Here is a 12,098-nt window from a genome sequence, read left to right on the forward strand (position 1 = left end):
GTCACGGGGGCGTCGGGGACGACACTAACGGGGGTGGGGGACAGGCGCCGGGCGAGAGGCGCATTCGGGGTGTGGAAGGAGGGGTGATCAAGAGCAAGTTCCCCTGGAGTCACGGTTGTTGACGCGTGTAACGAGTTGATTCCTCTTGACGTCAAGCCTTGGCTGCCGGTTTGCTGTGCGTGATCAGTTCATGGCAATCCGGTCATGGCAATCCGGCTACGACGACCCAGCGCGTCGCGTGAGGAAGTTTCCCGCGGTGTCCCCACCCCCGCCTCCCCTCGGCCGTGGCCGCAAACGCGCGGCCCAGGCCTTCGACGAGGCCCTCGACGACGCCGAACTCACCGCCGTGCGTGCGGCGTTGGCCCAGGGGCGCTGGCAGTCCGTCCGCTCGCTGCTGGTCCACACGGGTGACGACTGGGACCGCCGGGGGCACCGGGTGTCGGTGCTCGCCAAGGAGTCCCACTGCGCCCCCTGGGCCCGCGAGTGGCTGCTGGCCGAGCCCGACTCCGCCGACGCCTCGGTGCTGCTCGCCCTCGCCCTGGTCCACCGCGCCCTGCGGGGCAAGGAGAAGCCCGCCCGGGTCCGCGAGGCGTGCCGGGACGCCGCCGCCCTCGTGCCGGACGACCCCACGCCCTGGCTCGGCCTCCTCATGCTGGAACGCTCCCTGGGCGCGGACGAGGACGTCATCCGCGTCTTCGACGAGGTGCGCGGACGGTACGCCGACCACCACCACGCCCATCACCTGATGGTGGCCCGGCTCGCCGAGCGCGGCGGCGACGGCGGCGCCGACCCGCTGCACGAGGTGTACGACTTCGCCAACTGGGCCGCCGAGCAGGCCCCCGCCGACTCCCCGCTGGCCATCCTCCCGGTCGTCGCGCACGCCGAGCGCTACCGCGTGCTGGCCGCCGCCGGACACGAGTCCCCCGACCCGAGCGCCTCGGGCCACTGGGTGGGCCGGCGCGCCCGGCTGGTGATGAAGGCGGCCTTCGACTGGTGGCTCGAGTGGGAGCAGGACGGCCATCCGCGCCGGCTGATCGACCTCAACTTCCTCGCCCACGCCAAGTCCTGCGAGGGCCGCGGCGCCGAGGCCGCCGCCCTGTTCCACCGCATCGGCGAGCACGCCACGCCGGCCCCGTGGTCGTACCCGGACCGCGACGCGTTCGCCGCCTTCCGCGCCGCCCGCGCGGGCGCGCTCGGCACCGGCTGACCCGCCCGAAAGACCCGACGCACACCACCCACACGAGAGAAGGACGTCCTGCGATGACCACGGGCAGTTCGAGCAAGAGCAGAACCGCGAGCGGTGGCGCCATCAGCACCTTCAAGGGCGAGGAGCGCGCCCTGCGCGCCGACCGGCTGGGCACGGGTGGACTGCTCCTGTCCGTGCTCGCCGCCACCGCCCCGCTGATGGTGGTCGCGGGCGTGATGCCCACCACCTTCGCGGTCATGGGCATCGTCGGACAGCCCCTCCTCTTCGTGCTGCTGGGCGTGGTGCTGATCCTCTTCAGCATCGGGTACGCCGAGATGAGCAGGCACGTCCACAACGCGGGCGCCTTCTACGCCTACATCTCCCGCGGGCTCGGCGGCACCGCCGGCGCGGGCGCCGCCCTGGTCGCGCTGGTCGCCTACAACGCCCTCCAGGTCGGTATCTACGGCATCTTCGGCTTCGAGGTCTCCGGCCTGCTGTCCACCTACGCCGACCTCGACGTGGCCTGGTGGATCCCCGCGCTCCTTGCGGTCCTCGCGGTCGGTGCGCTGGGCTGGCTGAAGATCGACGTCAACGCGCGCGTACTGGGCGTCCTGCTGCTCATCGAGGTGGTGCTGGTGGTGGTGTTCGACATCGCCGCCGTCTCCGACCCGGGGGCGCAGGGGCTGTCGCTGCACGCCTTCAACCCGGACACCCTGACCGGCGCCGGGGTCGGCACCGCGCTCTGCTTCTGCATCGCCGCCTTCCTCGGCTTCGAGCAGGCGCCGGTGTACGCCGAGGAGACCAGCCGGCCCCATGTGCTCGTTCCGCGTGTCATGTTCCTGGCGGTCGGTGGGGTCGCCGTCTTCTTCGCGCTCAGCAGCTGGGCCCTGACCGTGGCCACCGGCCCCGACAAGATCGTCGGTACCGCGCAGGAGCAGAGCGCCGGACTGCTGTTCTTCCTGACCGAGTCACGGCTCGGCGACACCTTCACCGACGTGCTGCACGTCCTGTTCGTCACCGGGATGTTCGCCGCGCTGCTGAGCTTCCACAACGTCGTCGCCCGGTACGCGTTCGCCATGGGACGCGAGGGACTGCTGCCCGCCGCCTTCGGGCGGACCAGCGGCACCAGCGGCGCGCCGGGCACCGGCTCGCTGCTCCAGACCGCCGTGTCCGCGGTCGTCGTCATCGGCTTCGCGATCGCCGACGACAAGCCGAACGGCGACCCGACCCAGCCCGTACTGCACCTGTTCACCTGGGGCGGCAACATCGGGGCCCTCGGCGTGATCGTGCTGATGGCCGCCGCCTCGTTCTCCGTCGTGGCCTTCTTCGTCCGGCGCGGCGCCGCCGGGGCCCAGGCCGTGCGCCTGGTCACCTCCACCGTCGCGGGCCTCGCCCTGCTGGTGATCGCCGGTTACACGGTCAAGGACTTCGACGTCCTGGTCGGCGCGGGCCCCGACTCCGCCCTGAGCTGGGTGCTGCCCGGCATCATCGGCCTCGCCGCGGTGGCCGGCGTGGTGCAAGGCATGATCCTGCGCTCCCGTGCCCCCGAGCGGCACGCCCGTATCGGCCAGGGCAACGAGGCGTTCCAACTGGACAAGGCCGCGTCCTCCTGACGACGGGCCGGGAACGGGGGAGGGGCCGGGACGCCGCCGTGTGCGGGTTCCCGGCCCCTCGCCGCGCTCCGACGCTCCGGCGCGCTCAGCCGCCGGGCAGGCTCAGGCGGCCGGAGCCGCGCCGAAGTCCAGCAGCACCTTGCAGGACCTGCTCCGGTCCGCGGCCAGTTCGAACGCCGAAGCCGCGTCCCGAACCGGTATCACCGCGCCGACCAGAGCGTCGAACGCGGGCTCGGCCGCCAGCAGGAGCAGCGCGTCGTCGAACTCGCCGTCGAAGCGGAACGCGCCGCGCAGCTCGATCTCCCGGCTCACCAGCAGGTTCCCCGCGAAGGGGCTCTGCCCCGGGGGCAGCATGCCGAGCTGGACGACCACACCGCCGCGCCGCACCAGCCGCAGACAGGTGTCGAGACCCGCGGCCACCCCGGAGGCCTCGATCGCCGCGTCCACCTCCACCGGCCAACCCGAGTCGCCCGGGTCGTCCGCCCGTACCAGGGTGTCGGCGCCGACGGCCCGCGCGTACTCCAGGGCCGCCGGCAGCAGGTCCGTCACCGTCACGTGAGCCGCGCCCGCCGCCTTCGCCGCCGCGACCACCAGGCAGCCGATCGGCCCGGCCCCGGTCACCAGCACATGCCGGCCGACCAGGTCCCCGGCCCGGCGCACGGCGTGCAGGGCCACGGACAGCGGCTCGGCGAGGGCGCCCCGGCGCGGGTCCAGGCCGGCCGGGAGGGCGCGCAACTGCTCGGCGGGGACGACGATCCGCGCCGCGAAGCCGCCCTGGACGTGCGGGAAGCGGGCCGCGCTGCCCAGGTACCGGGTGTCCCGGCAGACGTTGCGCCGCCCGTCCACGCACTCCGGACACACCCCGCACGGGGTCGCCGGGTGCACGGCGACGGACGTACCGGCCGCCGGCCCCGGTGTGTCCGGGGAGCCGTACGCCACGACCGTGCCGACCACCTCGTGCCCGAGCAGCATCGGCTCCCGCAGGCGGAAGTCGCCGACGCCGCCGTGCCGCCAGTAGTGCAGGTCGGAGCCGCAGACCCCGCCGTAGCGCACGGCGACCAGCGCCTCGCCCGGACCCGGACGGGGGACGGGCACGTCCTCGACCCGCAGGTCGCCCGGCCCGTGGATCACACAGCCCGGCGCAAGGGCCTTCCCGGCGCTCACAGGACGCTCGTCATTCCGCCGTCGACGTACAGGATCTGTCCGCCGACGAAGTCCGCGGCGGGCGAGGCCAGGAACAGCAGCCCGCCCACCAGGTCCTCCGTACGGCCCCAACGGCCCGCCGGAGTGCGGCCGCGCACCCAGGTGCTGAACTCCTCGTCCTCGACGAGCGGCCGGGTCAGCTCGGTCTCGATGTAGCCGGGACCGAGGCCGTTGACCTGGACGCCGTAGGGGCCCCAGTCGGCGCACATGCCCTTGGTGAGCATCTTCAGCGCGCCCTTGGTGGCCGCGTAGGGCGCGATGCCCGGGCGGACCACCTCGCTCTGCAGCGAGCAGATGTTCACGATCTTGCCGTGGCCGCGTTCCGTCATCCGGCGCGCGGCCTCCCGGCCCACCAGGAAGGCGCTGGTGAGATTGGTGTCCAGGACGCGGTGCCAGTCCGCGTCCGCGAACTCCAGCAGGGGCGCCCGCAGCTGCATCCCGGCGTTGTTGACCAGGATGTCGAGCGGACCCACCCGCTCCTCGACCTCCGCGATCCCGGCGGTCACGGACGGACCGTCGGTCACGTCGAACACCGCCGTGCGGACGTCGCCGGGGAGTCCGGCGGCGGCCTTCGCGAGGCGGTCGCCGTCGCGTCCGTTCAGGACCACCCGGCAGCCGGCCTCCGCCAGGCCCCGGGCCAGCGCCAGCCCGATGCCCCGGCTGGAGCCGGTCACCAGGGCGGTGCGGCCGCCGATGTCGAAGAGGGGGTGCGCCGTCATCGTCGTACTTCCGTTCCTTCTCGCTGGTGTCCCGTGCCTGGTGCGGCTATATGACCAGGGACAACAGCAGGACCAGCGCACCGGCGACCACTGAGATGATCGTCTCCATCACGGACCAGGTCTTGATGGTCTGGCCGACGTTCAGCCCGAAGTACTCCTTCACCAGCCAGAAGCCGGCGTCGTTGACGTGGCTGAAGAAGAGCGAGCCGGCGCCGATGGCCAGGACCAGCAGGGCGGCGTGCGTGGTCGACATGTCGGCCGCGAGCGGCGCGACCAGACCGGCCGCCGAGACGGTCGCCACCGTCGCAGAACCGGTCGCCAGCCGGATCACCACCGCGATCAGCCAGGCGAGCAGCAGCGCCGGGATCGACCAGTCCTTGGAGATGTCCAGGACCATCTGGCCCACGCCGGAGTCGATCAGCGTCTGCTTGAAGCCGCCGCCCGCGCCGACGATCAGCAGGATGCCGGCGATGGGCGCCAGCCCCTTCTCGACCAGGCCGGAGAGACGGTCCTTGCCGAACCCGGCGGGCCGCAGCAGCGTGAAGATGCCGACGATCACCGAGACGAGCAGGGCGATCAGCGGGTTGCCGATGACGTCGAAGGTGCGCTGCACCACGTTCTCGGGGTCGTCGATGATGATGTCGACCAGGGCCTTGAGCAGCATCAGCACGACCGGCAGCAGGATCGTGGCCAGCGTGGCGCCGAAGCTCGGACGCTTGTCCAGCTGCTCGGAGGCGCGCTGCGGGATCATGCGGTCGGGGGCCGGGACGTCCACCCAGCGGGCCGCGTACTTCGAGAAGACCGGACCGGCGATGATCACGGTGGGGATCGCGATCAGCACGCCCAGCGCCAGGGTCACCCCGAGGTTGGCGTCCACCGCGTCGATGGCGACCAGCGGGCCGGGGTGCGGCGGGACCAGACCGTGCATCACGGACAGACCGGCCAGCGCCGGGATGCCGATCCGCATCAGCGAGTAGTTGCCGCGCTTGGCGACCATGAGGACGACCGGGATCAGCAGCACGATGCCGACCTCGAAGAACAGCGGCAGTCCGATGACCGAGGCGATCAGCACCATCGTCCACGGCATCGAACGCGGGGTCGCCTTGGCGAGGATGGTGTCCACGATCTGGTCGGCGCCGCCGGAGTCGGCGAGCATCTTGCCGAGGATCGCACCGAGGGCGATCAGGACGCCGACGCCCGCGACGGTGGAGCCGAGCCCGGCGGTGAAGCTGGTGATGACCTTGTCCAGCGGCGCCCCGGCGAACGCGCCGAGCGCCAGCGACCCGATGGTCAGCGACAGGAAGGCGTGCAGCTTGAACTTGGTGATGAGCAGGACGATGACGGCGATGCCCAGGAGCACGGCGATGCCCAGCTGGGCGTGGCCCGCCGAGGTGATCGGCTCGACGGGGTCCGCTGCCAGCATCTCGACGCTGAGTCTGGTCACGGTGGTTCCCTTGCGGTGATGGGGACTGGGGGGAGTTCGGGGCCGTGCGCGTGGAGGGCGGCACGACCCCGGGGGAGGTGGGGGGTGCGGGGGTTACTGGACCGGCTCGGGGAGGTCCTTCAGGGCGTCGACCGCCCGTTCGGTGATCTCCTCGGGGGTGCCGGCGACGTCCACCGCGACTCCCGCCTCGTCCGGCTGCAGCGGCTGGAGCGTGGCGAACTGGGAGTCGAGCAGGGCCGTCGGCATGAAGTGGCCCTGCCGGTGCGACATCCGGTCCTCGATCAGCTCACGGCTGCCCGTGAGATGCACGAAGACGACACCGGGAGCGGCGGCCCGCAGCCGGTCGCGGTACGACCGCTTCAGCGCCGAACTGCTCACCACCCCACCGAGCCCGGCACGCCCGTGCGCCCAGCCGCCGATGGCGTCCAGCCAGGGCCAGCGGTCCTCGTCGGTGAGCGGGGTGCCGGCCGTCATCTTGGCGATGTTGGCCGGAGGGTGGAAGTCGTCGCCCTCGGCGTAGGGAACGCCGAGCCGGGCCGCGAGCAGGGGACCGATGGTGGTCTTCCCGGTGCCCGCGACGCCCATGACCACGACCACGTGGGGGGTGTGCAGTTGCTGCATCGCACTCTCGCTGTCTGCTGTCTTCGTCGACACCTGATGTCGACGCAACTGAAACTCATTAGTACGACAACTTCAAGAGTCTGTGACATATAAGTCTGACTTTTTGTTCCCGTGACGTGCCCCGTACGCTGAGTGCATGAGCACACCGGGCCGGGGGCTGCACGGCCGCGTACTGGACACCCTCGGCCCCGCGATCACAGCGGGCGAATACCCCGCGGGCAGCGTTCTGCGCACGGACGAGCTCGCGCAGCGCTTCGAGGTCTCGCGCTCCGTGATGCGGGAGGCGGTCCGGGTGCTGGAGTCCATGCACCTCGTCGAGTCGCGCCGCCGCGTCGGCGTCACCGTCCTGCCCGAGTGCGAGTGGAACGTCTACGACCCGCAGGTCATCCGCTGGCGCCTGGCCGGCTCCGAACGCCCCCGGCAGCTGCGCTCCCTGACCGTGCTGAGGTCGGCCGTCGAACCGGTCGCGGCGGGCCTGGCCGCACGGCACGCCACGGCGGAGCAGTGCGCCGAGCTGACCGAGTGCGCACTCGGCATGGTCGCCAACTCACGAGGTCACCGGCTCGAGGAGTACCTCTTCCACGACGTGGCCTTCCATCGCGTCATCCTCACCGCCTCGGGCAACGAGATGTTCGCCCGCCTCGGCGGCGTCGTCGCCGAGGTGCTGGCCGGCCGCACCCACCACGACGTGATGTTCGAGGACCCCGACCCGGCCGCCGTCACCCTGCACGTCCAGGTCGCCGAGGCGGTCCGCGCCCGCGACGCCGAGCGCGCGGAGCAGCTCACCCGGGAGATCACCGAGGGCGCGCTTCAGGAGCTGGACATCCTGGCGCCGTAGGGCCCCCGGGGCGTGCCAGGGCGTGCCGGGGGCGGCGTCAGTCGAGGAACTCCCCGTCGACGTACACCCACGCCCCGTCCACGCGCTCGAAGCGGCTGCGCTCGTGCAGCGAGCCGCCGCGATAGGACGCCCGGAACGTCACGGTCCCGGTGGCGTGGAAGGCGGAACCGTCGGCCGTGTCCAGGATCTCCAGCCCCGTCCACCGCATGCCCGGGTCGAGGTCGAGCCGCGCGGGCCGGGTCCGCGGGTGCCAGGTGCGCAGCAGGTAGCCCGCGTCCCCCCGTACGAAGGCGCAGTAGCGCGAGCGCATCAGGGCCTCGGCGGTCGGGGCGGCGGCGGTCCCGGCGTGGAAACGGCCGCAGCACTTCTCGTACGGCTCGGACCGCCCGCAGGGGCAGGGAGGGGTGGGCATGGCGACCACTGTAGAGGAGAGTCGGCCCGAGAAAAGCAGAAAACCCCTGCTCGGCAGGGGTCTCAGCTGGTGTCCGAGGGGGGACTTGAACCCCCACGCCCGATAAAGGGCACTAGCACCTCAAGCTAGCGCGTCTGCCATTCCGCCACCCGGACAAGGTGTCTGTCGCGTGGGTTTCTCCCCGCGGCGACGACGTAAACATTACCAGGCTTTCCGGGGTGGCCGATCACCCCCTCCTTGGGCCCGGACGGCCCAGGGAGGAGGATGAGGGGGACCCACCAGCAGTGACATCGGCAGTGACAGCGGGAGGAACCACGTGAGCGACTCGGGCACGGCCAGGAGCGTCACCGGCGAGGACGAGGTCGTCGACCTCTGCCGCGAGCTGATCCGGATCGACACCAGCAACTACGGCGACCACTCGGGGCCGGGCGAGCGGAAGGCCGCCGAGTACGTCGCCGAGAAGCTCGCCGAGGTGGGACTCGAACCGAAGATCTTCGAGTCCCACCCCGGACGCGCCTCCACGGTGGCCCGGATCGAGGGCGAGGACCCGTCCCGCCCGGCGCTGCTCATCCACGGCCACACCGACGTCGTCCCGGCCAACGCGGACGACTGGACCCACCACCCCTTCTCCGGGGAGATCGCCGACGGGTGCGTATGGGGGCGCGGTGCCGTCGACATGAAGGACATGGACGCGATGACGCTCGCGGTCGTCCGCGACCGGCTGCGCAGCGGGCGCAAGCCCCCGCGGGACATCGTGCTGGCGTTCCTCGCCGACGAGGAGGCCGGCGGCACGTACGGCGCCCGGCACCTCGTCAACCACCACCCCGACCTCTTCGAGGGCGTCACCGAGGCGATCAGCGAGGTCGGCGGCTTCTCCTTCACCGTGAACGAGCAGCGTCGCCTCTACCTGATCCAGACGGCCGAGAAGGGCATCCACTGGATGAAGCTGACCGTGGCCGGCACCGCCGGGCACGGGTCGATGATCCACCGCGACAACGCCATCACCGAGCTGTCCGAGGCCGTCGCACGCCTCGGACGGCACAAGTTCCCCGTCCGCGTCACCAAGACGACCCGGGCCTTCCTCGACGAACTGGGCGACGCGCTCGGCACCGAGCTGGACCCGGAGGACATGGACGGCACGATCGCCAAGCTCGGCGGCATCGCCAAGCTCATCGGCGCCACCCTGAGCAACACCGCCAACCCGACCCAGCTGGGCGCGGGTTACAAGGTCAACGTCATCCCCGGCGAGGCCACCGCGCACGTCGACGGGCGCTTCCTGCCCGGGTACGAGGAGGAGTTCCTCGCCGACGTCGACCGGATCCTCGGACCGCTCGTGCGGCGCGAGGACGTGCACGCCAACAAGGCCGTCGAGACGACCTTCGACGGAGCGCTGGTCGACGCGATGCAGTCCGCCCTGGTGGCCGAGGACCCGGCCGCGAAGGCGATTCCCTACATGCTCTCCGGCGGCACGGACGCCAAGTCCTTCGACGAACTCGGCATCCGGGGCTTCGGCTTCGCGCCGCTCAAGCTGCCGCCGGAGCTGGACTTCGCGGGCATGTTCCACGGGGTGGACGAGCGGGTGCCGGTGGAGGGACTCCAGTTCGGCGTGCGGGTGCTCGACCGCTTCATCGACGCGTCCTGAAACGCCGGTGTGGACGCGTGTTGAATCGCCCGTGTGTGCGGGAGGTGACCGGGGCGAGTGAATGCGCTCATAAGCTCGTAGCCTCATTACTCCCTCCTCGTTACAGGTGATGCGATCGGCAATTTTGGGATCGCGTTTGCCAACTAGGAGGAACAATGCTCAAGAAGGTCGTCGCCGCCGCGGCAGCCACCGGTGGTCTGGTTCTCGCGGGCGCGGGCATGGCCGTCGCCGACTCCGGTGCCCAGGGTGCCGCCGTGCACTCGCCCGGCGTCCTTTCCGGCAACGTCGTTCAGGTTCCCGTGCACGTGCCGGTGAACGTCTGCGGCAACACGATCTCCGTGATCGGCCTGCTGAACCCCGCCTTCGGCAACGTCTGCATCAACAAGTGACGTTGTGCCCCGCCCCGTGAGGGTCTGATTCCGCCGGCCCCGGAGTGCACGCCATGCGCTCCGGGGCCGACGGCCTTTCGGGGGACATTCGAGGCGGAAGGACGACGGCGACGCCGGAATTCCGGCACGCTCGGCATTCTCGGTACCACGGGACCAGGACAAGGCAGGGATTCAGAAAATGCGACAGGTCACCCGCAAGGGCCTGATGACGATGGCGGCGGCCACCGGCGTGATCGCCGCCGCGGGCGGCACCGCCCACGCGGACGCGGGCGCGCACGGCTCGAGTTCGGGTTCGCCCGGCGTGCTGTCCGGCAACACGGTGCAGGCCCCGGTGCACGTGCCGGTGAACGTCTGCGGCAACACGGTGGACGTGGTCGGCGTCCTCAACCCGGCGATGGGCAACTCGTGCGCCAACAAGGGCGGCGGCGCCGCCGGAGGCCACGGCGACTCCGGCGGATACGGCGGCTCCGGGAGCCATGACGGGTCGCACGGCGGCTCGCACGGCGGCGGGGGCTCTCACGCGGGCGGCCACGCCTCGGACTCGCCCGGCGTCGGCTCCGGCAACCACGTCGAGGTGCCGATCGACGTGCCGGTGAACGTGTGCGGCAACAGCATCGACGTGGTCGGCGCCCTCAACCCGGCCTTCGGCAACGACTGCGACAACGGGGGCGGAGGCGGGGACCGCTCGACGCCCCCTGGCGACCACGAGACGCCTCCCGAGAAGCCGGGCAACCCCGACAACCCCGACACCCCGGACAAGCCGTCCGGCCCGGACGGCGAGACGCCGGACGACTCCAAGGACCGCAACCGGCCCGACACCCAGACCGTCGGCCAGCCCAGCGGTGACGCGGCGCTCGCCGAGACCGGCAGCGACCTGCCGCTGGGCCTCGCCCTGCCGGTGGGCGCCGGCGCGCTGCTCGCGGGCACGGTGCTCTACCGCAAGGCGCGCGCCTCGGCGTGAGAGGGGCACACCGGTACACGCAGCGGGCTCCGCACCGGCGGGGCCCGCTCCGTTTCCGCCTCCGTCACCAGGTGGCGCGCACCTGGCGAATGATCCGCCGCCGCAACCGCACCTTGCGGCTGCCGTCACGCAGCAGGGTCAGGCGGTACAACTCCCAGTGTCCGTACTCGGCATGGTCCGTCAGCTGACGTGTCGCCTCCTTGCGGGTGACCCCGCGCGGTAGGTACACGTCGACAAATTCGTATTCCGGCATCGAATCTATTGTGCGGGCTGGGGCCCGGTACGGATAGCGTCTGCACTATGTCTGATGCTGCGCAGCCCACCGCTGCCGAGGTACGCGCCGCCGCCGAGGCGGTCAAGACCGCGCTCGACCGTCACCTTGCCGCGGTCGAACGCCGGTCGGGAGAGGAAGACCCGGCCGTCTACGACGCGTTCAACGAGCTGGCCGCGGCCGCGGAGGCGTACGACGAACTGCTCTACGACCGGTACGACGAGGTCACTCCCTTCGAGATCCCCGGCGAGGACACGCTGCCGCCGTACACGGGCCCGGAGGAACCCAGCGCGCTGAGCGTCCTGATCCGCCGCGACTACGCCGTGGCCGAACCGCAGCGGCTGATGGCCCAGGCCCGGCGGGTGGAGGCGGCGGACGAGGACGCACCGGGGGCCGGGGCCTCGGGCACGGTGCACGGCGCCCTCGGCCTCCTCTTCGGCGAGTTCGAGCCGGACGAGATCGCCTCGCGGCACAAGGAGTTCGGTCTCGAGGAGGGCGACTCCACGCTCTGGGTGACGGCCGCGGACGAGAGTGCCGAGCCGGGCGAGTGGCTGGAGGCCCCGTTCGAAGAGGTCGACCCCGAGCGGGTGGTCTGCCGCTTCGACGTCAGCGCGGTCTTCGACGAGGAGTTCGACGACGGCGACGAGGAGGAAGAGGAGGACGAGGGCGAGGGCGAGGACGGCGAAGCCGACCTGTCGGACCTGGACGAGGACCTGGACGAGGATCTCGACACGGATCTGGACAGGGACCTCGACGAGGACGGTGAGCCCGCCCGCCTGGAGGCCGACCGCTGACCGGC

General features: G+C 71.6%; 13 protein-coding genes and 1 tRNA gene. 7 read left to right on the forward strand and 7 right to left on the reverse strand.

Annotation, left to right across the window (positions count from 1 at the left end; translation table 11 throughout):
• Positions 1 to 256 precede the first annotated feature (256 nt).
• Positions 257 to 1,207 (forward strand): tetratricopeptide repeat protein, encoded by a 951-nt coding sequence (locus IE258_RS23755; protein WP_189746590.1) that lies wholly within the window; start codon positions 257 to 259, stop codon positions 1,205 to 1,207.
• 53 nt (positions 1,208 to 1,260) lie between these two features.
• Positions 1,261 to 2,799, forward strand: coding sequence for an APC family permease (locus IE258_RS23760; protein WP_189746592.1), 1,539 nt, complete (start codon positions 1,261 to 1,263; stop codon positions 2,797 to 2,799).
• 102 nt (positions 2,800 to 2,901) lie between these two features.
• On the opposite strand, the gene IE258_RS23765 is transcribed toward IE258_RS23760, so the two are convergent.
• The 4 genes from IE258_RS23765 to IE258_RS23780 form a co-directional block, all read right to left on the reverse strand.
• Positions 2,902 to 3,963: an L-idonate 5-dehydrogenase gene (locus IE258_RS23765; RefSeq protein ID WP_189746594.1), complete on the reverse strand. Its 1,062-nt coding sequence runs from the start codon at positions 3,961 to 3,963 to the stop codon at positions 2,902 to 2,904.
• Complete coding sequence (locus IE258_RS23770; RefSeq protein WP_189746596.1) at positions 3,960 to 4,721, reverse strand: SDR family oxidoreductase; 762 nt, start codon at positions 4,719 to 4,721, stop codon at positions 3,960 to 3,962. The genes IE258_RS23765 and IE258_RS23770 overlap by 4 nt, the downstream gene beginning before the upstream one ends.
• A gap of 46 nt (positions 4,722 to 4,767) precedes the next feature.
• Positions 4,768 to 6,165 (reverse strand): GntP family permease, encoded by a 1,398-nt coding sequence (locus IE258_RS23775; protein WP_125633013.1) that lies wholly within the window; start codon positions 6,163 to 6,165, stop codon positions 4,768 to 4,770.
• A gap of 93 nt (positions 6,166 to 6,258) precedes the next feature.
• Positions 6,259 to 6,786 (reverse strand): gluconokinase, encoded by a 528-nt coding sequence (locus IE258_RS23780; protein ID WP_189746598.1) that lies wholly within the window; start codon positions 6,784 to 6,786, stop codon positions 6,259 to 6,261.
• 136 nt (positions 6,787 to 6,922) lie between these two features.
• Between IE258_RS23780 and IE258_RS23785 the strand changes: the two genes are divergently transcribed.
• Positions 6,923 to 7,624 carry a FadR/GntR family transcriptional regulator gene (locus IE258_RS23785; RefSeq protein ID WP_159325445.1) on the forward strand — a complete coding sequence of 234 codons (702 nt, stop codon included), beginning with the start codon at positions 6,923 to 6,925 and terminating at the stop codon, positions 7,622 to 7,624.
• Positions 7,625 to 7,661: 37 nt separating this feature from the next.
• Here IE258_RS23785 and IE258_RS23790 read toward each other — a convergent pair whose 3' ends face one another.
• Together IE258_RS23790 and IE258_RS23795 are read right to left on the reverse strand one after the other, a co-directional pair.
• Entirely contained in the window at positions 7,662 to 8,036 is a 375-nt protein-coding gene (locus IE258_RS23790) for a YchJ family protein (RefSeq protein WP_189746600.1), read from the reverse strand.
• 67 nt (positions 8,037 to 8,103) lie between these two features.
• Positions 8,104 to 8,191, reverse strand: a tRNA-Leu gene (locus tag IE258_RS23795).
• A gap of 161 nt (positions 8,192 to 8,352) precedes the next feature.
• On the opposite strand from IE258_RS23795, the gene IE258_RS23800 reads away from it, so the two are divergent.
• The 3 genes from IE258_RS23800 to chpC all read left to right on the forward strand — a co-directional run bounded on the left by IE258_RS23800 (position 8,353) and on the right by chpC (position 11,028).
• Positions 8,353 to 9,678 (forward strand): M20/M25/M40 family metallo-hydrolase, encoded by a 1,326-nt coding sequence (locus tag IE258_RS23800; RefSeq protein ID WP_189746602.1) that lies wholly within the window; start codon positions 8,353 to 8,355, stop codon positions 9,676 to 9,678.
• Between the two features lie 155 nt (positions 9,679 to 9,833).
• A complete protein-coding gene (gene chpH, locus IE258_RS23805) occupies positions 9,834 to 10,067 on the forward strand; it encodes a chaplin ChpH (RefSeq protein WP_003977150.1) in 234 nt (77 codons plus the stop codon).
• Positions 10,068 to 10,245: 178 nt separating this feature from the next.
• Positions 10,246 to 11,028 carry an LAXTG-anchored chaplin ChpC gene (gene chpC / locus IE258_RS41925; protein WP_189746604.1) on the forward strand — a complete coding sequence of 261 codons (783 nt, stop codon included), beginning with the start codon at positions 10,246 to 10,248 and terminating at the stop codon, positions 11,026 to 11,028.
• Positions 11,029 to 11,092: 64 nt separating this feature from the next.
• Here the strand turns inward: chpC and IE258_RS23815 are convergent, their stop codons facing one another.
• Entirely contained in the window at positions 11,093 to 11,281 is a 189-nt protein-coding gene (locus IE258_RS23815; protein ID WP_007388288.1) for a DUF5703 family protein, read from the reverse strand.
• A gap of 47 nt (positions 11,282 to 11,328) precedes the next feature.
• On the opposite strand from IE258_RS23815, the gene IE258_RS23820 reads away from it, so the two are divergent.
• Positions 11,329 to 12,093, forward strand: a complete 765-nt coding sequence (locus IE258_RS23820) for a hypothetical protein (RefSeq protein WP_189746606.1) — start codon at positions 11,329 to 11,331, stop codon at positions 12,091 to 12,093.
• Positions 12,094 to 12,098: the final 5 nt, after the last annotated feature.

The sequence above is a fragment of the Streptomyces tendae genome (assembly GCF_014650435.1).
GTDB classification, from domain to species: domain Bacteria; phylum Actinomycetota; class Actinomycetes; order Streptomycetales; family Streptomycetaceae; genus Streptomyces; species Streptomyces tendae.